Raw genomic sequence first — 23168 nt, 5'->3', positions numbered from 1 at the left:
CCTCGAACAAGGCTGACCGCATGGCCCATTCCATGACCTGTATCACGCTCGATGGCGTCGGCGCCCTGGAGGAATGGCGCGATGCCGCGCGCGATCTTCTGGCACGCGCGGTCCCGCCCCAGGCGGTCGACTGGCGCAGCCAGCGTGAGGACATCGATCTGTTCGCGGGGGCAGAGAGCATGCCGGATCTTGCCGCGCCAAGCTTTCCGACCGTCGCCGCGCCATCTTCAGGCGCGGTGGGCTTCTCCGTACCACGCGGCTTCCTAACGCTCGCCGAGACTGTGCTCTGCCATTCCGATCCCAGCCGTTTCGATCTGCTTTACCGCCTGCTCTGGCGGCTGCGGACTGAGCGGGCGCTCTTGGACGACGTCTCCGATCCCGAAGTGTCGCATGCGCTGGCGCTCGCCAAATCCGTGCGCCGCGACGCCCATAAGATGACCGCCTTCGTGCGCTTCAAGGAACTTCCCGAGGAGGAGGCGGGTTCTCTCGGTGCAAGACGGCGGTTCTTCGCCTGGTTCGAGCCGGATCATTACATCGTTGCCCGCACCGCCCCCTTCTTCGAGCGGCGCTTCAACGACATGGACTGGATCATCGCCACGCCGAAGGGCACAGCCGCCTGGAATGGCGCGCGGCTGAGCGTCACCTATGATTCACATGAAACGGTGAGCCGGCTGTCTCTGAAGGATGATGCCGACGCGCTATGGCGGACCTATTTCCGCAATATTTTCAATCCCGCGCGGCTGAAGATCAAGGCGATGCAAGCGGAGATGCCGAAGAAATACTGGAAGAACCTGCCCGAGGCGGAGTTGATCCCGGAACTGATATCCAGCGCAGAAGCGCGGGTCAGGGACATGGCGGCGCGCGCGCCGACCCATCCCCCCGCCTTTCACGCGGGCGCCAGCCGCAAGGCGCGTGAAAACGTCACCGAGGGGGACCGCCCGCCCGAAGGCACGATCGAAGCGCTGCGCGCGGCGGCGGCTGGCTGCACACGCTGTCCCCTCCATTGCAACGCGACGCAAACCGTCTTCGGCGAGGGTCCCGAGGACGCCCGGGTCATGGTGGTGGGCGAACAGCCGGGCGACCAGGAAGATCTGGCCGGACGTCCTTTTATCGGGCCGGCTGGCCGCATGTTCGACAGGATCGCCGAGGAAGCCGGGCTGGAGCGGGACGGGCTCTATGTGACCAATGCGGTCAAGCATTTCAAATATGAGCCGCGCGGCAAACGGCGGCTGCACAAGACGCCCAATACAGGCGAAATCCGCCAGTGTCGCTGGTGGCTGACGGGCGAGCTCGCCATCGTCAAGCCGAAGCTGGTCGTCGCCATGGGCGCGACGGCCCTGACCTCGGTGATGAACCATGCCGAAAAGCTCGGCGACTATCGCGGCCGCTTCACCGATCTCGGTGAGGGACAGAGGCTCTATACCACCGTCCACCCCTCCTATCTCCTGCGCCTGCCGGACGAGACCCGCCGCCAGGAGGAAATCGCCCGCTTCCGCGAGGATCTCACAGCGGTGAAAGAGGCGCAGGCAAGGCTGTGACCGGCCGTGTCAGGTCGATCGCTGCGGCCGGTGAAGATAATGCGACAGCGTCAGGAAGCGCTGTAAGCCGATCTTCCGGGCCAGGGCGAGAGAGGCGGCATTGCCGGCCTGCACGTGATAGCGCGAGAGAAGGCCGCGCTCGACCAGAACCGCATGCGCCGCGCGCACCACCTTGGCCGCAAGCCCACGACCGCGATGAGCCTCGAGCGTGTAGACACCGCCAACTTCCCAGACACGCCCATGATTTTGAAAGGCGAAACAGGCGGAGATTGCCGTGCCCGCTTGCCAGAGCGAGCAGGTGAAGGCCTGACCGGAAGACAGCACCTCCCGTACCCAGGTCCGGTCATGGCCCTGCGCCGCCAGAAGATCGAGAACCCCAGACACCGGCTCGACGCCGACCACGACATCACCGTCGCGCGTGAACGGCACTTCGGCGGTGAAAGAATGGAAAACGACCTTGGGCTCCAGCGGAAAGCGCGCGGCCACCACGTCCCGATCCCAAGGGCTCGTCAGCTTGAAGACGATGCTGCCTTGTGTCGGCACGTGACGGAGCAGCGCCCGTGTCGACTCAGGCCCGTCGCTGCCGATCAAGATCACCGATCGGGCAGCCGGATAGGTTTCGCGATCATAGGGGCTTGCCTGCGCATTCAGGGCAACGAGAAAGCCGTTTTTCCCGTCCTCGATGGCATGATGGCAGACTGCGTGATCGGGAAACAACGTCAGATGTTTGAGCAGGACGATGTTGCCAAGCGGATTCTTTTCGAGCTCCGCCATCAGCGCGGCACGATCGAGCGCCATGCTGAAGCCTTTCCTGCCGAGATAAACTCTTAGCGACAGGTTGATCGGACATTGCATGGCTGTCCAATCGAATAAAACGGCGGATCGATCAGCGCGCGTGATGAAAGCGGGCGACAACGGCTCTGCTGGCGCGCTTCCTTAAATATTCCCCATGCAGAGATATTTCATGTCGAGATATTCCTCCGCCCCATGGCGCGACCCCTCGCGGCCCATGCCGGATTGCTTGACGCCGCCGAAGGGAGCGGCTTCGGAGGACATACGGCCGGTGTTGATGCCGACCATGCCGTAATCGAGCGCCTCGGCCACGCGCCAGACCTTCTTCAGCTCGGTGGCATAGAAATAGGCGGCCAGGCCGTATTCCGTGTCGTTGGCCATGGAAACCACCTCGGCCGGATCCTCGAAACGCAGGATCGGGGCGACGGGGCCGAAGGTTTCCTCGCGCGCCACCCGCATGGACGCGGTCACCTCGCTCAACACGGTCGGCGCATAGAGGGTGCCGCTCTCGCCGATCCGCCCGCCGCCAGTCATCAGCCTCGCGCCGTCGGCCAGGGCTTCATCCACATGGGCGGACACCTTTTCGAAGGCGGCGCGGTCGATCAGCGGGCCGATGGCTGTGCCGGCGTCGAAGCCATTGCCGACCTTGAGCCGCCGGGTCGCTTCGGCGAAGCGCTCGACAAAGGCGTCATAGACTGGCGCTTCCACGAACAGCCGGTTGGCGGAGACACAGGTCTGGCCGCCGTTGCGGAACTTGGCCTGGATCGCGCCATCGACGGCGGCGTCGAGATCGGCATCGGCAAAGACGATAAAGGGCGCGTGGCCGCCAAGCTCCAGGCTCATCTTCTTGATCTGGTCGGCGCATTGGCGCATCAGATGCCGCCCCACCTCGGTCGAGCCGGTGAAGGAGATCTTGCGCACCTTTGGATGGGCGCAGAGCACCCGGCCAACCGGCTCCCCCTGCGAAGACAGAACCAGATTGAAGACTCCGTCCGGAAAGCCGGCCTGACGGGCCAGGGCATGCAGGGCCAGCGCCACCAGCGGCGTCTGCTCGGCCGGCTTGAGCACGGTGGTGCAGCCAACGGCGAGCGCCGGCGAGACCTTGCGCGCCACCATCGAGGCGGGGAAATTCCAGGGCGTGATCGTCCCCGTAACGCCGACAGGCTGCTTGATCACCAGCATGCGCCGGTCATTGCCGGGCGCCGGGAAGGTCTCGCCATAGATCCGCTTGGCCTCCTCCGCATACCATTCGACGTAAGCGGCCGCATGGGCCACTTCAGAGGCGGATTCGGCAAGCGGCTTGCCCATCTCCGCCGTCAGGATCGCAGCGAGATCGTCGGCATGAGCCAGGATCAGCTCGTACCAGCGGCGCAGGATCCGGCTGCGCGCACCCGCCGTCTCTCCCGCCCAAGCTCCTTGCGCTTGCGACGCCCGGTCGACGGCGGCTTGCGCCCCGGCTGCGCCCATATCCGGCAGCGTGGCCAGAAGCGCCCCAGTGGCAGGATCGAAGACCTCGAATTGTGCTGAGCTTTCAGGAAGCGCGGCGAGAGCATCGGTGATCAGAGACGGATCTTTGAGGTGGGACGTAAGCGCCGCGGTCACGGACATGGTTTGGTCTCCAGGCGAAACGACCGCCTGTCATGCGATAAGGCGGCCTGCAGGCGGGCGGGAAGCCGGAAAGCCGCAAGCGTCAAGCCAAGCGCTGAAATCTAATGCGTTGCGGCACCGTCGCTCTCGAAACACCGGGCCTGCATCGACACAAGCGCCGCCTGCAGCCCTGCTGCCGCAGGCCATCCAAGCTTTGCCGCTGGCCTAATCCTTTTGGCTGCGCGCGCCCAACGAAAACTTGTGATGCTGACAATTCAACGGGGTGATGGATGGTACGGCACTAAGCCGGAGGCGACGCAAAAAGCACCCGTGCCCGCAGGCCCTGTCCATGGCTGCCAGGGTTGAGCGACAGCCGACCTGAAAAGCGGGCGGCGATCTCCTCGACGATCGACAGGCCGAGGCCGAGACCCGGCGCCTCCTCGCTGCCGCGCACGAAGCGCTGACGCAAGCTGGCCAGCCGTTCGGGCGCGATGCCCGGCCCATTGTCCTCGACATCCAGGAAGACGCCGCCTTCGGCCTGGCCGACGCGCACCGTCACCTCCGCGCCCGGTCCGGCATAGGCCAGGGCATTTTCCACGAGATTGCGCAGAAGCTCGCCCAGCAGGATCGGCTCGGCGAGGAGCGTCGCCGGCGCTTCCTCTTCGAAGCCGAGATCGATGCCGGCCTGGCCTGCGCGCGGCACATGCTCGGCCGTCAGCTCCTGGGCAAGCCGCGAGAGATCGACGGGCGAGAGACGGGGCGGCATTTCCGAGCCGGCAGCGTCGATCTTGGCGAGCAGCAGCAGCTGCGCAAGAATGCGCTCGGCATGGGCGACAGCGGCATCGGCACGGGCCGCCGCCATCTTGGCCTCCTCAAGATCCTGCGCCCGCGCGGCCAGCGCCAGCTGGGTGCGCACGATGGCGAGCGGCGTGCGCAGCTGATGACTGGCATTGCCGTTGAAGCGGCGCAATGCATCCAGCGCCGCCTTCAGCCGCACCATGAAGCCATTGACCGTATCCACCAGACGGCGGATCTCGCGTGGCACCACCGGGTCGATCGGCTGCAGATCGTCCGGGCTGCGCGCGCCGATGGCCTCCGACAAGCGAGTGAGCGGCCCGAGCGAAACGACGACGGCGAGCCAGACGATGCCCGCCGCCGCAAGGATGGTCAGGCCAAGGCGGATGGCCGAGCGGAGCAGCAGCGTCTCCGCCAATTGCCGCCGGGCGATCGTCGTTTCCGCTACGGTCACCACGAAAGGCACGGATGAGACCCCCGTCGAGGCCGAACGCTCCAGCGCCGCAAGCCGGATCGGTTCGCCGCGAAATTCCGCATCGGCATAGACGGCACTGCGACCCGCCATATCGCCGACGGAGGGCAGCGTCTCATAGCCGGTGATGAAATGGCCAGGCGGCCCTTCGACGCGATAGAACACCCGGTCCTGCGCCGCTGAGGTCAGCATTTCCAGCGCGACATAAGGCACGTCGACATCCAGCGTGCCGTCCTCGGCCACCACGACGCGATCGGCAATAGCGAGCGCCGAGCCGGCCAGCACACGGTCGGAGACGGTGGTGGCGGTCTTCACGGCCTCGCTATAGGTATCGGCCAGCGCCGCCACGCCGATCGCCAAGGTCGCCATCAACAGCCCGCCGAGCAACCGGCGGCGCAGCGAATAGGGCCGCCGAAGCCCGGCCTGCGCCCGTCCCGCCCGCTGGTCTCCGCCAACCGTCTCGCTCATGGAATGCTGCTCATGGCGCCTCGCTGGTCTTGGCAAGATAATAGCCGATGCCGCGCGCCGTCTTCACCGTCAATCCGTGCGGCGAAAGGCGTTTCCTGAGCCGGCTAACATATTGCTCGATAGCATTGGCGCTAAGGTCGTCATCGAAAGCGGCGAGTGACTGCATGATCGCCTCCTTCGGCACCACCTTGCCCGCCCGCATGAACAGCATTTCAAGAAGGCCGACCTCGCGGGCGGGAATGTCGAGCGGCGCGCCCTCGGCGAAGAAGCTGCGCGAGATCATGTCGAAGGCAACGGCGCCATAGGCGATGCTGGAGGTCTTCAGCCCGGCCTGGCGGCGAAGCAGCATGCGAACCCGCGCCTCGAACTCGCCGATATCGAAGGGCTTGATCATGTAATCGTCGGCACCGAGATCGAGGCCGCGCACCTTTTCCTCGGCGCTGCCGCGTGCCGTCAGAATCATCACCGCCGCCTTGTTCTGCCGGGCGCGCAGGGATTTCAAGACGTCGAGCCCGTCCATCTCCGGCAGGGTCAGGTCGAGGATGATCAGGTCGAAGCTTTCGGCCGCTGCCGCCGCATCGGCGGAAAGCCCATCGGCGACGATGTCGACCGCATAGCCGGAGCCGCGCAGGATGGCTGACAGCCCCTCCGACAGCGCCCTGTTGTCCTCCACCAGGAGAATGCGCACCGTATCTTTCCCTCCCGGGCCTCTCCACGCCTATGCTGCGGATGCAGTTCCGCATGTGTTATAGCGGAGGGAACCCAAAGGCGAAACCAATGCGACATGCCGCGATCCCGCTTGCATGACCATACCCGCCGCCGCGCCTGCACCCCTTGTGACGGCGCCCAGGCTCGGGCAGAATGACGCCATGCTCCGCGTTGCCGCCCTTTTCCTGCTCTTGTCCGGCCCGGCGGCGGCCGCTCCCATCCTGTTTCCTTCTGCCGATGGCCGCAAGGATGCGCCCTTGCTGACCATCTATTCCTCATTGGACGAAGGTCTGGCCGAACCGATGATCCGAGGCTTCCAGGCTGCCAACCCGGATGTGGCCGTGCAGTACGAGGACATGCTGACGGGCGAGATCTATGATCGCATCGTGCGCGAGACCGACGCCGGCGGCAAGACAGCAGACTTTGCCTTTTCCTCGGCCATGGATCTGCAGGTGAAGCTCGCCAATGACGGCTATGCCCAGGCGAGCGAGCTGCCGCTCAGCGCGAGCTGGCCGGGCTGGGCCAACTGGCGCAATACGGCCTATGCGCTGACCTTCGAACCCGCCGTCTTCGTCTATCACAAGCCGAGCTTCGCCAGCGAGCCGCCACCGGCCAGCCGCTCGGAACTGGTCGCCTATCTCCAGCGCCAGGGCGAGGCGGTCTTCGGCCGCATCGGCACCTATGACATCGAGCGCTCCGGCGTCGGCTTCCTCTTCATGGCGCGCGACCAGGAGCAGTTCGGCGATATCTGGTCGGTGATCCATGCCATGGGCAAAGCGGGGGTAAAGCTCTACTCCACCAGCACGGCGATCCTGGAGCGCATCACCGATGGGCGCTTCGTCATCGGCTATAACATCCTTGGCTCCTACGCGGCCGAGTGGGCCTCGCGCCATCCCGAGGTCGGCATCGTCCTGCCGAAGGACTATACGGTGGTCATGTCGCGCATCGGCCTGGTGCCGCAGGCCGCCGGCCGGCCGGATCTCGGCAAGCGCTACCTGGCCTTCTTCATGTCGGCGCCCGGCCAGGCGATCATGGCGCGCGAACTGCATGCGCCCGCCGTCAATGGCACGGTGCCCGCGCCTGGTGACGGCAGCGACGTGTTTTCCGGCACGCTTGCCCGCCAGCTTCGCCCTGTCCCAGTCAGCCCCGGCTTGGTCGTCTATCTCGATCAGGTCAAGCGCGCGCGGGTCATTGCGCGCTGGAACGAGATGCTGCGCCTGCAATAATCGCGCTTATGCCCCGCAAATTGGCCTTCGAGCGCTCTCCATTGGTTTATGTCAGGTAAATGTCAGCTTCCTGTGGTGCCTTGCAGCTCTCGACTGCCGTGGAGGCGGCGGACGGGACGGCAGGGAGGAGATGCCACGTGCTGAAGACCGGCGCCTTATGAAGCGGCACCGGACTTGAGGCTCCTCTCCCGCTTCAATCGATTGAAACGCAGGCAGCCGCAGGCTCACGCAGAGCTTTGACGGAAAGCCGATGGAGGAGCATCCCCGTGAAGCATTTTCTGATGACGACTGTCCTGAGCGCCGTGCTCGCTTTCCCCGCCTTTGCCGCCGATTATACGATCGTCGCGCCGGCCAATCCGGGCGGCGGCTGGGACCAGACGGCCCGCTCGATGCAGACGGTCATGCAGCAGGCCGGCATTTCCGGCAATGTCCAGGTGCAGAACGTGCCTGGCGCCGGCGGCACCATCGGCCTTGCGCAGTTCGCCAGCCAGGGCAATGGCAATCCGAACACGCTGCTGGTCGGCGGCTATGTCATGGTCGGCGCCATCCTCACCAATCATTCGCCGGTGACGCTGCGCGACGTCGAGCCGATTGCCCGCCTGACGGGCGAATATGAGGCCATCGTCGTCCCCGCCTCATCACCGATCCAGAACATGGCCGATCTCGTGGCCGCACTGAAGAAGGACCCGGGCTCGGTCTCGTGGGGAGGCGGCTCGGCCGGCGGCACCGACCACATCATGGCCGGGCTGATCGCCAAGGCGGCCGGCGTCGATCCCAAGGCCATCAACTACATCGCCTTTTCCGGCGGCGGCGAGGCACTGGCGGCCATTCTCGGCGCGCAGGTCACCGCCGGCATTTCCGGCTATGGCGAGTTCGAATCGCAGATCAAGTCCGGTACGCTGAGGCTCCTGGCGGTCTCCTCGGCCGAGCGCCTGCCCGGCGTCGATGCGCCGACCTTGAAGGAAGCCGGCCTCGACATCGCCGTGCAGAACTGGCGCATGGTCGCGGCCGCCCCTGGGCTGTCGGCCGAGCAGAAGGCTGCCGTCAGCGCCGATATCGAAAAGCTCGTCAAGTCGCCGCAATGGGCAGAGGTGCTGAAGACCAAGGGCTGGCAGGACACCTATCTGGCCGGTGATGCCTTCAAGGCCCAGCTCGACAAGGACATCGCCGCCACCGAAACCGTGCTCAAAGACATCGGCCTGGTGCAATGAGCCGGGGCGTCCCCTCCTCCACGCGGCCGAAGGCGGATAAAGCCGCCTTCGGCATCGCCATCTTCCTGGCGGCCTTGGCGGCGCTGATCTTCTGGGATGCGTCGCGGCTGACGGCTGTTGCGAACTATTCGCGCATTGGCCCTGCGACCATCCCGATCGTCATCGCCACCTGTCTGCTCGGCCTGGCGGTCTGGACGGCGATTGCCGCAAGAGCCGGCGATTTCCCGGCGCGCGAGCGCCAGCAGATCGCGCCTGCGGCCTGGGTGGTCGGCGGGCTGGTCCTGCAGATGCTGTGCCTGAAGACGCTCGGCTTTTCGATCGCCACCGGCCTGCTTTTCGCCATGACGGCCGCCGCCTTCGGCAAGCGCAAGCTGTACATCACCATTCCGCTTGGCATCGTGCTCTGTCTGGCGATCTGGTTGCTCTTCGCCGGTCTGCTGCAGCTTTCGCTGCCGGCGGGGCCGCTGGAGCATCTCCTGCGCCGGTAACGGCTCTGGCCGGTGGAGCGAACCTATTCCGCCGGCCCAATTTTCTCTTCTTACTGTCTGTCGCGCCGGCCGCCTTCAAGGCGCAAGGCCGCGCGCTGTGAGGGTTTTGGGCGATGAGCACCTTCGAATTCCTCCTGCAGGGCCTTTTGGTCGCCATGCAGCCGATGAACCTTGTCTATGCGCTGATCGGCGTGACGCTTGGCACTGCCGTCGGCGTCCTGCCCGGCATCGGCCCGGCGCTCACCGTCGCACTGTTGCTGCCGGTCACCTATCGGCTGGATCCCGGCGGCTCGCTGATCATGTTCGCCGGCATTTATTATGGCGGCATGTATGGCGGCTCGACCACCTCCATCCTTCTCAACACGCCGGGCGAAAGTTCGTCCATCGTCACGGCGCTGGAGGGCAACAAGATGGCGCGGGCCGGGCGCGGCGGGCCGGCGCTCGCCACCGCCGCCATCGGCTCCTTCGTCGCCGGCCTGATCGCCACCATAGGCCTGGCCTTCATCGCGCCTGCTATCGTCAAGCTGGCGCTGGTTTTCGGCCCGCGCGAATATTTCGCGCTGATGGTGCTCGCCTTCGTCACGGTCTCCTCCGCCTTCGGCGACTCGACGCTGCGGGGCTTGACCTCGCTCTTCCTCGGCTTCGCGCTCGCCATCATCGGCATCGACCAGCTGACCGGCCAGACGCGCATGAGCTTCGGCGTGCCGGACCTGCTCGACGGCGTGGAGGTGACGACGCTGGCCGTGGCCATGTTCGCCATCGGCGAAACGCTCTACATCGCCGCGCAAGGCGATCAGGGGCCGGAAAAGGTCGAGGCCGTGCGCGGCTCCGTCTGGATGACAGCGCAGGATTGGGCCCGCTCCTGGAAGCCCTGGCTGCGCGGCACCGTGATCGGGTTTCCGATCGGCGCCATGCCGGCCGGCGGTGCGGAAATCGGCACCTTCCTTTCCTATGCGACCGAGAAGCGACTGACCAAGCATCCGGAGGAATTCGGCCATGGCGCCATCGAAGGCGTGGCCGGACCCGAGGCCGCCAACAATGCCTCGGCCGCCGGCACGCTGGTGCCGCTCTTGACGCTGGGCCTGCCGACCACGGCGACGGCGGCGATCATGCTGGCCGGCTTCCAGCAATATGGCCTGCAGCCTGGCCCGCTGCTCTTCGCCACCAATCCGCAGCTCGTCTGGGGCCTGATCGCCTCGCTGCTGATCGCCAATTTCATGCTGCTGGTCCTGAACCTGCCGCTGGTCGGGCTCTGGGTGAAGCTTCTGACCATTCCCCGTCCCTGGCTCTATGCCGGCATCCTCACCTTCGCCACGCTCGGCACCATCGGCGCCAATCCGTCCGTCTTCGAGCTCGGCATGCTGCTGGCCTTCGGCCTGATGGGCTATCTCATGCGGGTCTTCGGCTATCCGATCGCGCCCGTCGTCGTCGGCCTGATCCTTGGGCCGCTGGCCGAACAGCAGCTGCGCCGGGCGCTCGCCATCAGCCAGGGCGATCCGAGCGTGCTCTTCACCTCGCCGATCGCCGCCGTGCTGCTCACAATTGCCGCGCTCGCCCTGATCGTGCCGGCGGTGCTGCGCGCCCGCGGCAAGGGCCAGGTGCTTTCCCAGCTCGCCGCCAGCGAAGACTGAGCGGAACGGCTGCAAACGACCCAAAGCGCGCAGGGCCATGCCTTGCGCGCTTTGTCGTGTCCAGACGGAGACGTCAATAAAGCCGGCCGCTCATGCCGCCAGGGGAAGGGTCACGAGGGAGAGCGCCTCGAAACTTGGCCGGGCGATGGCATAGCCCTGGATATAGTCCACGTCGAGATCGGCAAGTGCGCGATATTCGGCGAAGGTCTCGACACCCTCGCAGACGACCTCGACCTTCAGCGCATGCAGCATCTCGACCATCTTGCCGACCATGATCTGGCGCACCCGATCGGTATCGATGTTCCGGATCAGCTCCATGTCGAGCTTGACGATATCGGGCTGGAAGCGGCTGAGAAGATTGAGCCCGGCATAGCCGGCGCCGAAATCGTCGATTGCCGTCTTGAAGCCGATTTCCCGGTAGGTCTTGAGAATGCCGAGCACATGGGCCGTGTCGAGCTGCTCGTTCTCCGTGAATTCGAAAATGATCCGGTCGAGCGGAAAGCCGGTGCGCTGGGCCGTGGCCAGCGTCAGGCGGATGCAGGCGCGCGGCTCGTAGACGGCGCGCGGCATGAAATTGATCGACAGATAGGGTTTCTCGGTCTGGTCGAACAGCGCTGCGGCCAGTTCAATGGCCTTGACGCGGCACTGCTGGTCGAAGGCGTAGCGCATCTCGTCGGAGACTTGCGACAGCACGCTGCCCGCACCCTCGCCGCCAATGCCGCGCACCAGTGCCTCATGCGCAAAGATGCGGCCAGAGCGGCGATCGACGATCGGTTGGAAAGCCATGGAAAAGGGGTGGGCGAATGCGGCGCCATCCCGGCAGCCCAGACAAGCTTGTGCCATGAAAATGCGATCCCTCAAGAGCCTGTCCACATCGGCTGGACCATCCAGACCGTGGAACCCCACGGTCTTTGCCGAAGGCTCAAGGCATGAACCATCTTTCTGCACGGAGAAGATAAACCACGCGTATGAACAGACCCTTCCACAATCGCCCGCATCGATCGAACCGTCTTCCACCGTACGAAAGAAGGACGGAGCGCTGCTCCTGGCCGCGCAAGGCTGCGGGAACCTTGAGGGGAAGCGATGGTTGGAGGTGGAGCCCTTCCTCGATTGGAGCGTTCTCATGGCTCGTCGCCCTCTTTTCATCATCCTCATCCTGGCTGCCGTCGTCATTGTGGCCATGCTGGCCATGCGCAGTCCCGGCAACATGAATCGCGACAGCAGCGCAGATCAGACACAGCCTTCGCCCCACGCCATTCAACAGTCTCAATAAAGCGGGCCGCAGTGCCGCCTGTCCTGCATCGGCAAGGGGGGAGGATGGGTCCGACAGCCGGATATCCGGCAAGATTTCGGCACATCCGCTCTGGAACTGTCCCTAAGCCCCGTTGTTGAAGAGGGGAATGCGCTGAAAACGCGGGAATGGCCTGATCCTTGGCGGGCATCCCGCGCTGCGCATTCAGCCCCCGCGCAGCTTGGCTTTTCCCTTTCAGCCGGCAGCGCTGAGCGGACCTGGTGCGGCGGCGCCGGGTCCGCTCCCATCGATCCCAAGCCATCCCCTCTATTTCCGGCCGGCCCTCTCAGCGCTGACGATGCGACAGCCCATAACGAAAAAGGCCGGCGCTTGCGCACCGGCCTCTTGCAATCAGATCCTCGAGAGAGCGATCAGGCGCTCGTCTTCGGGGTCAGAACCTGGCGGCCACGATACATGCCGGTCTTCAGGTCAATGTGGTGCGGACGACGCAGTTCGCCGGAGTTCTTGTCTTCGATATAGGTCGGAGACTTCAGCGCATCGGCGGAGCGGCGCATGCCACGCTTGGACGGGCTCGTTTTTCTTTTCGGTACAGCCATTTCAAAACTCCAAATGTCGGGGCAAACACCGTTCGCAGCCGCGCAAGCCGGGCCTATCGAAACAGATGCCAATCGTCGAAAGTGGGCGGCTTATACATGCAACGGCCCTGCTTGACCAGTCCCCACAGGTTTTTTTTGAACCTAGCAGGCGCGTTCCGCCGAATGACGAACGCGCTTTTCAGGCCTCGTCTTCCGGGACGATCCAGCTTTCGGCCAGCGCCGCCTCCCGCCACTTGGCAAAGGCCGGATGTGCCTTGACCGCCTCCATATAGGCTAGTGTCCTGGGATGATCCGTCAGCGCGTAAATCTCGAAGCGGTTGACCACAGGCGCATACATTGCATCGGCCGCGCTGAAGGCGCCATAGAGAAAGGGCCCGCCAAAGCGGTCGAGCCGCTCGTGCCAGAGCGCCTCGATACGCGCGACATTGTCCTTCACGCCATCCGGCAGCGCAATCGGCCGGACGGGGCGACGGATGTTCATCGGGCAGGCATTGCGCAGCGCATGGAAGCTCGACACCATCTCCGCGGAAATCGCCCGGGCATCGGCGCGCGCTGCCCGATCCTTCGGCCAGACACCGGCATCGGGATAGAGCTCATGGGCATATTCGATGATGGCAAGCGATTCCCAGATCTTCAAATCGCCATCGACGAGAAGCGGCACCCGGCCGGACGGCGAGACCGCCTTAATGGCGGGATTGCCGGCCGGAAAATCGAAGGGAATGACCTCGTGGCGAAAGGCAATACCGGCGGCCGTGAGCGCCAGCCAGGGCCGCAGCGACCAGGATGAATAGTTTTGGTTGCCGATATAGAGAAGCAGATCAGGCATGCGGGGCGGCTCCGTGCGGGCAAGCGGAAAGGATGCGCGACCCTAGACCGAGGGCGTGCTGGGCCGCCAATGAAAAGGCCTCATGCTAGGGATAAAGACAGGTGATGTAATCGCCAGATGCGCCGGCGCGCCGTTCGATCAGGCTTGCCAGCCGCTTCAATCCGCGTCCGGGCTTACCGGGATTGCGGTCGAAGGGATTGGGCAGGGCAACCGCCAGAAGGGCCGCCTGCCGGCGGCTGAGATTGGCGGCCGAAACGCCGAAATGATGGCGGGCGGCAGCCTCCGCGCCATAGATGCCGGGGCCCCATTCGGCGATGTTGAGATAGACTTCCATGACCCGCCGCTTAGACCAGACGAAATCGGCGGCAAGGGCGAGCGGCAGTTCCAGCGCCTTGCGCACGAAGAATCGGCCATTCCAGAGAAACAGGTTCTTCACCGTCTGCATGGAGATGGTGGAGGCGCCACGCGTCGCTTCGCCATCGAGCGCATCCTGCACGACACCACGCATCTGCACCCAGTCCACGCCATTATGGGCGCAGAACTGCCCATCTTCCGACATCATCACCGAGCGCACCAGATGCGGCGAGATCGTCTCGAAGGGCATCCATTGTCGCTCATAGCCGCCCCGCAGAACCACGTCGCGCAGCATCAGTGTCGAAACCGGATGAACAAAGCCCGGCGCATAGAGAAGAATGAGCACATAAGGCGCAAGGAGCAGCGCCAGCAAGACCAGAGCGATACGCCGCCAGGAACGTCCCAGCCAGGATGAGCGACCCGCGCCGGTCTGCGCCATGGGCTCCTCCTTCTTTTCGTCCTGCCGTTCCGGCATCGTCTCCAAGCCGTTCGTCCCTCACGCCTGCCGCCTCCCACGGCGCCGTTCGGAGAGACTATGCCGCCCGACGCCGCCAGCGCAAAGCCAATCCGCACCCATTCCCTCTCCGTCAACTGGAATTCGGCCGAAGACAAGGCGAAAGTGCCGGCTTTCCTCCGTAAGCCGCATAAAACCAGGTCGCAGCCTGCCCCAGGCGGGCATGACGGGGCAGCACCATCAGGCGAAAGCCATGCAGAAGGCGCAGCGTCGCAGAGGAAGCCGAAAGCCGAAAACCTTTGGCGGCAGGCCTGGCCCCAGCATCGGGCGCAGGCTGAGGCGAGACGGTCCTCGACCCTATCTTGCCAGCCGCATCCGCCCATGCCAAAGAGCCGGCATGACCGAGTCCGACCGTCTCTTCCTCGATGATCTCGCAAGCGCCGCGCAAGCGGTGGAGACCTGTCTGGAAGGCCTTCTTTCCCCTGTTTGCCGTGTGGATGAGATTGCCCGTCCCGACCGGCTCTTAAACGCGATGCGCCATGGGGTCCTGAACGGCGGCAAGCGGATGCGCCCGTATCTGGTTCTGGAAAGCGCGCGGCTGTGCGGCGGCGATCCTCAAGCCGCCTTGCGCATCGCGGCGGCGCTGGAATGCATTCACTGCTATTCGCTGGTCCATGACGATCTGCCGGCCATGGACGACGACGACCTGCGCCGGGGCAAGCCGACCGTCCACATCGCCTATGACGAGGCGACCGCGATCCTCGCTGGCGACAGCCTGCTGACACTGGCCTTCGACATTGCCGCCGCGCCCGAAACACCGCTATCGGGCGATGCCAGGGCAAGCCTGGTCTGCGCGCTCGCCCGTGCCGCCGGCATCGGCGGCATGGCGGGCGGCCAGGCTTTGGACCTTGCGGCCGAAATCACGCCGCCGGATGAGGCAGGGATCGTAACCTTGCAGGCAATGAAGACAGGCGCACTGATCCGTTTTGCCTGCGAAGCCGGCGCGCTGATTGCCGGCAGCGACCAATCGACGCGCGCCAGCCTGCGCCGCTATGGCGAGGTGATCGGTCGCGCCTTCCAGATCGCCGACGATCTGCTCGACATCACCTCGGATGCCGCCAGCCTCGGCAAGGCGACCGGCAAGGACGAAGGACGGGGCAAGGGCACGCTGGTCGGCCTGCGCGGAGTTAACTGGGCGCGGGACGAGCTGGCCCGGCTGGTGGCCGAAGCCGAATCCCTGTTGTCTGCCTTTGGCGACAGGGGCGAAAAGCTGAAGGCGGCCGCGCGCTTCGTGGCCAATCGCAAGAGCTGAACGCAAGCTATCAACCGAGGCCAGCGCCAGCCTTCCAGGCGATCCATTGCTTGCTATGGAATTGACCTACTCCGCCGCTGCCTGCCCATTGCCAAAGCGCTTCTCGATATAATCGCCGACCAGCGTTTCGAAGTCGCCGGCGATGTTGGTGCCGCGCAGCGTCAGTGCCTTCTTGCCGTCGATATAGACGGGGGCGGCCGGCAGTTCGCCGGTGCCGGGCAGCGAGATGCCGATATCGGCATGCTTGCTTTCGCCGGGTCCGTTGACGATGCAGCCCATGACGGCGACCTTCAGCCCTTCGACGCCAGGATATTTTTCCCGCCAAACCGGCATGTTGCGGCGGATATCCTCCTGGATCTTCTGGGCCAGTTCCTGAAACACGGTGGAGGTGGTGCGTCCGCAGCCGGGACAGGCGGCGACAACGGGCAGGAACTGGCGAAAGCCCATGACCTGCAAAAGCTCCTGCGCCACCTGCACCTCGCGCGTTCGGTCGCCGCCGGGCTCGGGGGTCAGTGAAATCCGGATCGTATCGCCAATACCCTGCTGCAGGAGAATGCCGAGCGAAGCCGAGGAGGCGACAATGCCCTTGGTGCCCATGCCGGCCTCGGTCAGGCCGAGATGCAGCGCATGGTTGGAGCGGGACGACAGCATGGCATAGCAGGCGATCAGATCCTGAACATTGGAGACCTTGGCCGACAGGATGATGCGGTTGCGCGGCAGGCCGATTTCCTCGGCCAGCTCCGCCGAGATCAGTGCCGACTGCACGATGGTCTCGCGCATCACCTGTTCGGCCGTCAGCGGAAAGCCTTTGGCCTGGTTGTCGTCCATCAGCCGGGTCAGAAGCTCCTGATCCAGCGAACCCCAGTTGACGCCGATGCGCACCGGCTTGTCGAACTGGATCGCCCGCTCGATGATGGCGGCGAACTGCTTGTCCTTCTTGGCCTTGAAGCCGACATTGCCGGGATTGATCCGGTATTTGGCGAGTGCTTCGGCGCAGGCCGGATGGTCGGCCAGAAGCTTGTGGCCGATATAATGGAAGTCGCCGATCAAGGGCACGTCGAGTCCGAGGCGTTCCAGCCGCTCGCGGATCTTCGGCACGGCGGCGGCACTCTCGTCGCGGTCGACGGTGATGCGCACCAGCTCGGAGCCCGCCTTATGCAGCGCGGCAACTTGCGCGACCGTCGCGTCGATATCGGCCGTGTCCGTATTGGTCATCGACTGGACGACGATGGGCGCGCCGCCGCCGACCGTCACACCGCCGACGGAAACGCCGACCGTTTCATGGCGCGGCTGGGGAGCGAAAGCAAAGGCAGACATGACCGACCTCGTCTCAAGGGTCTTAAACAGTCCGATGACGGCGCGCAAAGACCTCGAGAGGAAGCCCTCCGGGCCTTACGGCGGCCGGCCGCGCCGGTTCTCAAGGCGCAGCCGCACGGCGCAGGCATCGGCAATGCCTTCAGGTGAAGGAGGCAGGCGCGCTTGTCAACGGCAGCGCCCGCCCATAGGCCCCGGCTTTGACGGCATTGTGACACACAACTCGCAGCGTGCGGCCGCAGACATCGACATGGCACTCTTTGAGGCTGGCAAGGAGCACCTCACAACATGGCCGCCAGGGCGAGGCAACGGACATAAATGAGCCATTGCCTCAAAATCTATAACCTCAGTCGCGGGCCGGGTCGGCGTGGCGATGCACCAGTTTCCATTCGCCGTGTTCACGGCGGTAGAGTTCGGTGACACGAAGCTTCAAGGATTGTGGTGGTGCGCCAGGGCTCATGCTGGCGGTGGCATGTTGATAGCCAGCCCAGTAGGCGACATCGCCGCCAGCCGCCGATTGCAAGATTTCGAAATGGGTTTCGGCGCCGGGCTGAAAGGTGTTGGCGCCGTCTCCATAGTCTTTGGTTACAGCTTTGGCACCTTTGACCGTCGTACCGGAAGGGCCAAAAAACGTGGCTGGATCTGCTTGGGTTGACAAGGCATCAAGCAGTGTAGTGTCGCCGCGGACATACGCCTCGGCGGCCTTTTCACGCTGTAGCAGGAACTGCTTGAAATTGGCTTCCGACATAATCTGTCTCCATGTGGGTTTATAGAATGGCCCGACAAGCAAAAACCTTCGCATGTATTAATCGAGCACAGCTCAAGACTACTGTTACCTACTGTCAGAAAATGGCAGTGGGCTGAATGCGCACCGCGATCGAGGTGCGCAAAAGTCGCAAATGGCTGGCAAGAAGGGGCTGTCACGGAGTGATCAGTTATTGTTCAGACCTTGCCGGCATCAGCATGCCGGGCGAGATGCGAAAGCGCGAGCACGACGATAAACAGCACCGGCACCGACAGGAAGACCACGGAGAGGCCGGTATGCTCGGCCACGAAGCCGATCAGCGACGGGGCGAAGAGCATGCCGGAATAGCCCATGAAGCTCGCCACCGAGATGCCGATGCCTGGCGCCAGCCCGGGCATGTTGCCGGCGGCGGAAAAAGCGATCGGCACCATGTTGGAAATGCCGATTCCGGCAATGGCAAAGCCCAGAATGGCAAGGCTCGCATCCGGCGCAAGGCCTGAGAGAATCAACCCGACAAAGGCGGTGATGGTCGACAGGCGCAGGGTGCGCACGGCGCCGAAGCGGTCGCGAACGTGATCGCCGGCAAAGCGCATGGTCGCCATGCTGGCGGAGAAGGCGGCATAGCCGAGGCCGGACAGCGCCACCGACGCGCCCTGCTCATTGCGCAGATAGAGCGCGCCCCAATCCAGCACCGAGCCCTCCGGCACCATGCAGAACAGTGCGACAAGGCCAATCAGCCAGGGCAGCGGGTTGAGCGGCAGGCGGGTCTTTTCGGCTTTGACGTCCGGATGCGGCGCATCGGAAAAGATCATCGGCCAGGCGAGCGCGATCAGGGCCAGCGCGATGACGGTCAAAACAATCGCATGGGTGAGAACGCCGTAACGGGCCATCAAGGCACCGCCGATTGCCGCCCCGATCAGCCCACCCAGGCTCCAATAGGCATGGCAGGAGGACATGATCGCCCGGCGCATGGATTTCTCCACCTCCACCGCATTGGCGTTCATCGCCACGTCCATGGCGCCGATGAAGCCGCCGAAGACGAACATGGCGATAGCGCCGAGCCAGACATTGGGCACGAGAGTCAAAAGAAGCAGGAGCGGTGAAAGCAGGATCGCCGTGAGCTTGACCACCGGCTTGGAGCCGAGCCTGGCAATGGCCGCGCCAGCCACCGGCATCATCACCAGCGAGCCGATGCCGAAGGTGAGGATCAGGAGGCCGAGCACGCTTTCGCCGATTCCCAGCCGCTCCTTGAGTTCAGGGATCTTTGGCGCCCAACTGCCGGTCATGAAACCGTTCATCAGGAACAGCATCGACACGGCAAAGCGCGGGCGGGTCATATAGGCGGCGCGCGTCAAGACGGCCGTCGAACTGTCGCTCATGGTTTCCTCTCATCGTCTGGCGCCGCCGTTTCAGGCGGACATTGGTAACGCAGCGCCGGGTCGCGGGCAGCTGCTAAGGATGGCATGAAGGGCCGCTGGCATTCTTCGACACCTCAGTGCCGAGGCTCCAGGCTCCTCAGGGTTTCAACATCATATCTTTGCGTGTTTTTCACCCGGCGCATCGGCGTGGAGAAGGGTAATCCCGGTTTCAGCCAGCCCGGCAAGGGCGTCACGCGGTGCGTCGGCCTCGACGGCAAGGTGATCGAGCCCGCCCGGCGGCAGGATGGCGAAGGGCGCGCGGGTGCCCAGCTTGTCGGTGGTGACGGCGCTGGCAACGCTGGCGGAGCGCTCGGCGATCAGCCGCTTGAAACAGGCGTCGTCGTAATCCTGGGCGGAAACGCTGCCCATCGCATCGATGCCGCAGGCGCCGAGGACACAGAGATCCGGCGCAAGTCTTGCAGCCTCCCGTTCCGCCGCGCCGCCGAGAGCTGCGCCGATACCGGTGGAGACACGCCCACCGATGAGGATCAGGGTGATTTCCGCGCGCTCGGCCAACATTGCGGCGATGACGGGCGTATGGGTGGCGACCGTCAGTGCCATTCCCTTTGGAATGGAGCGGGCAATCGCGAGATTGGTAGAGCCGACATCAAGAAAGACCAGCATGCCCGGCCTGAACAAAGGCACAAGCGCCTCCGCTAGGGCCGCCTTGCGCTCTGGCGCCTCGCGCAGTCGCGTTGCCATCGGCGTGGCGGCCTCGCGCCGCAGCGCTCCGCCATAGACGCGCGTGCAGTGGCCCGAGGCTGCGAGCTCGCGCAGATCGCGCCGCACCGTATCCTCGGAAACGGCGAAAGCACGCGCAAGGTCGGCAGCGATGACGCGCCCTTCGGCTTCCAGGCGAGCGAGGATCTGCGATTGGCGCTCCCGCGATAAAAGATCAGGCTGCATGCATGAACCGTGCACAAACAAGAATGAATCGGCATGAACATGCATATCGAAGCGAATGGAAAAGGCAAGCGCCTTTTCGCAACCAGGCGGCCATATCCTTGTTGATGAAACAAGCGGCATCGGCCTCTTGAACGAGCAGGACCTCCGGCCGTCATCTTGAATTCGGCAGGCAGCGCTGCATTTCCGCTCCAGGACGGCTCAGGCGAAAACCATTCCCCCTGATGGCCGAACGGCGAAAGCGCCACGCTCGCGTCCTTCAAGGACGCCATGCGATGGTGCCGCAGACGCCACCCGGCGCGTGACACGTGAATGATGAGGTACATCCCGATGAAATGGCTTTCCACCATCGCCGCCGTTGCGGCCCTTCTTCCGATGCTGGCGGGCGGATCCGCAGCCGCCGGCGAGCGGCTGAACCAGATCAAGCAGGCCGGCGTGCTGAAGATCGGCACCGAAGGCACCTATGCGCCCTTCACCTTTCACGACGCCTCCGGCAAGCTCGTCGGCTTCGATGTCGAGATAGGCCAGGCTGTGGCCAAGGAAATCGGCGTGAAGGCCGAATATCTGGAAGGCAAGTGGGACGGCCTGATCGCCGGGCTGGACGCCAACCGCTATGATGTGGTCATCAACCAGGTCGGCATTACCGACGAGCGCAAGAAGAAATATGATTTCTCCGAGCCCTATATCGCCTCCAAGGCCGTGCTGATCGTCAAGTCCGACAATGATGCGATCAAGGGCTTTGCCGATCTCAAGGGCAAGCGCGCCGCACAGTCGCTAACCAGCAATTTCGGCAAGCTCGCCCAGTCGAATGGCGCCGAGCTGGTTGGCACCGACGGCTTCGACCAGTCGATCCAGCTGGTGCTGACCGGCCGCGCCGATGCCACCGTCAATGACAGCCTCTCCTTCCTCGATTTCAAGAAGCAGAAGCCGAACGCGCCGGTGAAGGTCGTCGCCAGCCAGGACAAGGCCGACTATTCCGGCATCATCCTGCGCAAGGGCGAGCCGGAACTGGTGGAAGCGATCAACAAGGCGCTGGCTACCATCAAGGAAAACGGCACCTACAAGACGATCTCGGACAAGTATTTCGGCGCCGACGTGTCGAAGTAAGAATCCGACCGGGCGACCGGCATTTTCGGCTGCAATACCAGGCGCTCCCGCCCTGCATGGCGGGAGCGTATGCGTAAGATGATCTTGCTCGCTTCCGCCGATATCCGGCTTGCCGCCGAACGTTCCTGCCCGAGAAGGCGCCGTTCCTGCCTCCACTCCAGGCGGTGTGCGGCTCAAATAACTGTGGTCAGCCTGCGGACGGGCTGTGGAAAGACCCGGGACTTTCTGAGGAACACCTTGGGCGATATCGGCAGCGTCCTGCAGGGCGCCCTGCTTGCCTTGACAGGGTGACAGACACATTTCATCGCTGCGCGATCACAGGGCGCGTGGTGCCTATTGAGCCAACGCCTGCGTGTCAAAGCCGCAAAACGGACCCCAGATTGACATCGTTTCGATGGTGCCGTCCTTTAAAGGACACACCCAAGCAAAGATAAAGGACGAGGACGCGTGCCAGACTGGCTTCAGCTGATGATCCAATCGCTGCCCTCGCTCGTGATCGCGGGCCTGCGCTTCACCGTGCCGCTGACGCTGCTCTCCTTCGTTCTCGGCCTGTTGCTTGGGCTCCTGACGGCGCTTGCCCGGCTCTTCGGCCCCGCGCCGCTGTCGCTTCTGGCCCGCTTCTATGTCTGGGTCATCAGGGGCACACCGCTTCTGGTGCAGCTCTTCGTCATCTTCTACGGCCTGCCGAGCGCCGGCATCCTGCTCGACGCCTTTCCCGCCGCCCTGATCGGCTTCACGCTCAACATCGGCGCCTATTCCTCCGAAATCGTGCGGGCGGCGATCTCTTCCGTTCCGCGCGGACAATGGGAGGCTGCCTATTCCATCGGCATGAGCTGGTCGCAGGCGCTGAGACGCACCATCCTGCCGCAGGCGACGCGCGTGGCCGTGCCGCCCCTGTCCAACACCTTCATCTCGCTGGTGAAGGACACCTCTCTTGCCGCCGCCATCACCGTGCCAGAGCTATTCCAGACGGCGCAGCGCATCGTTGCCGTCACCTATGAGCCCTTGATCCTCTATATCGAGGCTGCCCTGCTCTATCTGGTGTTGAGCTCGATCCTGTCTTCGCTGCAGCGGCAGCTGGAAGCGCGGTTTGCCCGCTATGGCGGCTATCTGGAGGCACGCACATGATCGAGCTTGCCGGCATCGAAAAACGCTTCGGTGACAATGTCGTGCTCAAGGGCATCGACGTGACCATCGCGGAGGGCAGCGTCACCGCGCTGGTCGGTCCCTCCGGCGGCGGCAAGTCGACGCTGCTTCGCTGCATCAACCTTCTGGAGGTGCCCGAGCGCGGCCGGCTGGTGATCGGCACGGAGAGCATCACCTTCGAGCCCGGCCGCCGCCCCACCTCCGAAAACGTCCAGAAGCTTCGTCGCCAGACCGGCATGGTCTTCCAGAATTTCCAGCTCTTCCCGCATCAGACCGCCATTCAGAACGTGATGGAGGGCCTCGTCACCGTGCTCAAATGGCCGAAGGACAAGGCACGCCTACGGGCGATGGAGCTGCTCGAAAAGGTCGGCATGGCGGAAAAGGCCGAAGCCTGGCCCTCGACGCTGTCAGGCGGCCAGCAGCAGCGCGTGGCGATCGCCCGCGCACTCGCCCCCTCCCCGCGCGTCCTGCTTTGCGACGAGCCGACCTCGGCGCTCGATCCGGAGCTATCGGAAGAGGTGGTCGATGTGCTGAGCCGCCTCGCCCAAGAGGGTACAACCATGGTCATGGCCACCCACGATCTCAGGCTCGCCTCGCGCGTGGCCGGCCAGGTGCTGTTCCTCGATGGCGGCACGATTGCCGAGAGCGGAGCACCCTCCGCCATCTTCGGCGCGCCGCAGAAAGAGCGCACCAAGCGCTTCATCGCCTCACTGGGCCTGTCGCAGACGGTTTAGGATCGAGCTGGTCTCGGCCAGCAAATTCAGACAGCAACCGAGCGCTCTTTGCTCTTGATGCTCCCGCCCCGATCTTGGCGTTATCCTGCCG

The 23168-nt window shown here is 64.3% G+C and carries 22 protein-coding genes; 10 read left to right on the top strand and 12 right to left on the bottom strand.

Annotated elements, in window-relative coordinates:
- The first annotated feature begins 32 nt into the window (after positions 1–32).
- Positions 33–1538 carry a UdgX family uracil-DNA binding protein gene (locus BMX61_RS01050; protein WP_075627489.1) on the top strand — a complete coding sequence of 502 codons (1506 nt, stop codon included), beginning with the start codon at positions 33–35 and terminating at the stop codon, positions 1536–1538.
- Between the two features lie 9 nt (positions 1539–1547).
- Here BMX61_RS01050 and BMX61_RS01045 read toward each other — a convergent pair whose 3' ends face one another.
- From BMX61_RS01045 to BMX61_RS01030, 4 genes are all read right to left on the bottom strand, one after another.
- The gene (locus tag BMX61_RS01045; RefSeq protein WP_075627294.1) at positions 1548–2336 is read right to left on the bottom strand and encodes a GNAT family N-acetyltransferase; all 789 of its coding nucleotides are present in this window, start codon (positions 2334–2336) and stop codon (positions 1548–1550) included.
- A 138-nt stretch (positions 2337–2474) separates the two neighbouring features.
- Positions 2475–3938 carry an NAD-dependent succinate-semialdehyde dehydrogenase gene (locus tag BMX61_RS01040; protein ID WP_075627295.1) on the bottom strand — a complete coding sequence of 488 codons (1464 nt, stop codon included), beginning with the start codon at positions 3936–3938 and terminating at the stop codon, positions 2475–2477.
- A gap of 280 nt (positions 3939–4218) precedes the next feature.
- Complete coding sequence (locus BMX61_RS01035) at positions 4219–5652, bottom strand: sensor histidine kinase (protein WP_083639395.1); 1434 nt, start codon at positions 5650–5652, stop codon at positions 4219–4221.
- 10 nt (positions 5653–5662) lie between these two features.
- On the bottom strand, positions 5663–6340 hold the full coding sequence (locus tag BMX61_RS01030; RefSeq protein WP_075627296.1) for a response regulator: 678 nt from the start codon (positions 6338–6340) through the stop codon (positions 5663–5665).
- A 181-nt stretch (positions 6341–6521) separates the two neighbouring features.
- Between BMX61_RS01030 and BMX61_RS01025 the strand changes: the two genes are divergently transcribed.
- The 4 genes from BMX61_RS01025 to BMX61_RS01010 all read left to right on the top strand — a co-directional run bounded on the left by BMX61_RS01025 (position 6522) and on the right by BMX61_RS01010 (position 10916).
- Positions 6522–7586: an ABC transporter substrate-binding protein gene (locus tag BMX61_RS01025; RefSeq protein WP_075627297.1), complete on the top strand. Its 1065-nt coding sequence runs from the start codon at positions 6522–6524 to the stop codon at positions 7584–7586.
- A gap of 281 nt (positions 7587–7867) precedes the next feature.
- Positions 7868–8797, top strand: coding sequence for a Bug family tripartite tricarboxylate transporter substrate binding protein (locus tag BMX61_RS01020; RefSeq protein WP_407703728.1), 930 nt, complete (start codon positions 7868–7870; stop codon positions 8795–8797).
- A complete protein-coding gene (locus BMX61_RS01015) occupies positions 8794–9285 on the top strand; it encodes a tripartite tricarboxylate transporter TctB family protein (RefSeq protein WP_075627299.1) in 492 nt (163 codons plus the stop codon). Before BMX61_RS01020 ends, BMX61_RS01015 begins: the two co-directional genes overlap by 4 nt.
- 113 nt (positions 9286–9398) lie before the next feature.
- On the top strand, positions 9399–10916 hold the full coding sequence (locus tag BMX61_RS01010) for a tripartite tricarboxylate transporter permease (RefSeq protein ID WP_075627300.1): 1518 nt from the start codon (positions 9399–9401) through the stop codon (positions 10914–10916).
- Positions 10917–11006: 90 nt separating this feature from the next.
- Here BMX61_RS01010 and BMX61_RS01005 read toward each other — a convergent pair whose 3' ends face one another.
- On the bottom strand, positions 11007–11759 hold the full coding sequence (locus BMX61_RS01005) for an EAL domain-containing protein (protein ID WP_075627301.1): 753 nt from the start codon (positions 11757–11759) through the stop codon (positions 11007–11009).
- Between BMX61_RS01005 and BMX61_RS01000 the strand changes: the two genes are divergently transcribed.
- Positions 11758–12189, top strand: a complete 432-nt coding sequence (locus BMX61_RS01000) for a hypothetical protein (protein ID WP_075627302.1) — start codon at positions 11758–11760, stop codon at positions 12187–12189. The genes BMX61_RS01005 and BMX61_RS01000 overlap by 2 nt on opposite strands.
- Before the next feature lie 389 nt (positions 12190–12578).
- Here the strand turns inward: BMX61_RS01000 and rpmF are convergent, their stop codons facing one another.
- From rpmF to mtgA, 3 genes are all read right to left on the bottom strand, one after another.
- Positions 12579–12764, bottom strand: coding sequence for a 50S ribosomal protein L32 (gene rpmF / locus BMX61_RS00995; RefSeq protein ID WP_056323739.1), 186 nt, complete (start codon positions 12762–12764; stop codon positions 12579–12581).
- Positions 12765–12942: 178 nt separating this feature from the next.
- Positions 12943–13590: a glutathione S-transferase family protein gene (locus BMX61_RS00990; protein WP_075627303.1), complete on the bottom strand. Its 648-nt coding sequence runs from the start codon at positions 13588–13590 to the stop codon at positions 12943–12945.
- 85 nt (positions 13591–13675) lie between these two features.
- Positions 13676–14383 carry a monofunctional biosynthetic peptidoglycan transglycosylase gene (gene mtgA, locus BMX61_RS00985; protein ID WP_092742218.1) on the bottom strand — a complete coding sequence of 236 codons (708 nt, stop codon included), beginning with the start codon at positions 14381–14383 and terminating at the stop codon, positions 13676–13678.
- A 412-nt stretch (positions 14384–14795) separates the two neighbouring features.
- On the opposite strand from mtgA, the gene BMX61_RS00980 reads away from it, so the two are divergent.
- Entirely contained in the window at positions 14796–15710 is a 915-nt protein-coding gene (locus BMX61_RS00980; protein ID WP_075627304.1) for a polyprenyl synthetase family protein, read from the top strand.
- Between the two features lie 66 nt (positions 15711–15776).
- Here the strand turns inward: BMX61_RS00980 and ispG are convergent, their stop codons facing one another.
- From ispG to BMX61_RS00960, 4 genes are all read right to left on the bottom strand, one after another.
- Positions 15777–17027 (bottom strand): flavodoxin-dependent (E)-4-hydroxy-3-methylbut-2-enyl-diphosphate synthase, encoded by a 1251-nt coding sequence (ispG, locus tag BMX61_RS00975; protein WP_075627305.1) that lies wholly within the window; start codon positions 17025–17027, stop codon positions 15777–15779.
- Between the two features lie 343 nt (positions 17028–17370).
- Positions 17371–17772, bottom strand: a complete 402-nt coding sequence (locus tag BMX61_RS00970) for a YybH family protein (protein ID WP_075627306.1) — start codon at positions 17770–17772, stop codon at positions 17371–17373.
- 194 nt (positions 17773–17966) lie between these two features.
- Positions 17967–19148, bottom strand: a complete 1182-nt coding sequence (locus tag BMX61_RS00965; protein WP_075627307.1) for an MFS transporter — start codon at positions 19146–19148, stop codon at positions 17967–17969.
- Positions 19149–19298: 150 nt separating this feature from the next.
- Positions 19299–20093 (bottom strand): DeoR/GlpR family DNA-binding transcription regulator, encoded by a 795-nt coding sequence (locus BMX61_RS00960; protein ID WP_083639419.1) that lies wholly within the window; start codon positions 20091–20093, stop codon positions 19299–19301.
- A 327-nt stretch (positions 20094–20420) separates the two neighbouring features.
- Between BMX61_RS00960 and BMX61_RS00955 the strand changes: the two genes are divergently transcribed.
- From BMX61_RS00955 to BMX61_RS00945, 3 genes are all read left to right on the top strand, one after another.
- A complete protein-coding gene (locus tag BMX61_RS00955) occupies positions 20421–21197 on the top strand; it encodes an amino acid ABC transporter substrate-binding protein (RefSeq protein ID WP_075627309.1) in 777 nt (258 codons plus the stop codon).
- A gap of 447 nt (positions 21198–21644) precedes the next feature.
- The gene (locus BMX61_RS00950) at positions 21645–22325 is read left to right on the top strand and encodes an ABC transporter permease subunit (RefSeq protein WP_075627310.1); all 681 of its coding nucleotides are present in this window, start codon (positions 21645–21647) and stop codon (positions 22323–22325) included.
- A complete protein-coding gene (locus BMX61_RS00945; RefSeq protein WP_075627311.1) occupies positions 22322–23077 on the top strand; it encodes an amino acid ABC transporter ATP-binding protein in 756 nt (251 codons plus the stop codon). Before BMX61_RS00950 ends, BMX61_RS00945 begins: the two co-directional genes overlap by 4 nt.
- Positions 23078–23168 lie beyond the last annotated feature (91 nt).

This window comes from Xaviernesmea oryzae (assembly GCF_900109605.1).
Taxonomy (GTDB): domain Bacteria; phylum Pseudomonadota; class Alphaproteobacteria; order Rhizobiales; family Rhizobiaceae; genus Xaviernesmea; species Xaviernesmea oryzae.
This window is presented reverse-complemented; position numbering and strand designations above follow the sequence as displayed.